Annotated in this window: 1 protein-coding gene; it reads left to right on the top strand. The window is 35.1% G+C overall.

Going from position 1 to position 376, the window contains the following annotated elements; all coding sequences use genetic code 11:
- Positions 1-24 precede the first annotated feature (24 nt).
- Positions 25-376: autotransporter domain-containing protein (locus I6E17_RS09820; RefSeq protein ID WP_235237095.1), on the top strand; the 352-nt coding region annotated here is incomplete at its 3' end.

Below are 376 nucleotides of genomic sequence, written 5' to 3'. Positions count from 1 at the left end.
ACAAAAGATGTAACTGATACTTATATGTCTGTTGTTGATGATTTTGGAAGAAAAGCAGGAAAAGGAGAATGGATTGCATATGGTAAATATGTAAATTCTGACACTGAATTTGACGGTGGAAAAGCTTCTAAAGGATATGACGGAGATATTACAGGAACTGTTGGTATGCTTGAATATGGTGTAAATGATACAACATCATATGGAGTTGTTTATGGACAAGGTGACACTGAAGTTGATATTCAAGGTGGAGGAAAACTTGACGGAGACAACACTTACTTTGGTGGTTATGTAAAACACAGAACTCAAGGTGGATTTGATTTAACAGGAAATGTTGGATATACTAAGAGTGAACTTGATTTAAATCTTGCAACATCAG

Source organism: Fusobacterium perfoetens, from assembly GCF_021531595.1.
Classification (GTDB): Bacteria; Fusobacteriota; Fusobacteriia; order Fusobacteriales; family Fusobacteriaceae; genus Fusobacterium_B.
The sequence above is the reverse complement of the archived record's forward strand: the minus strand, read 5'-3'. Positions and strand labels throughout refer to the sequence as shown.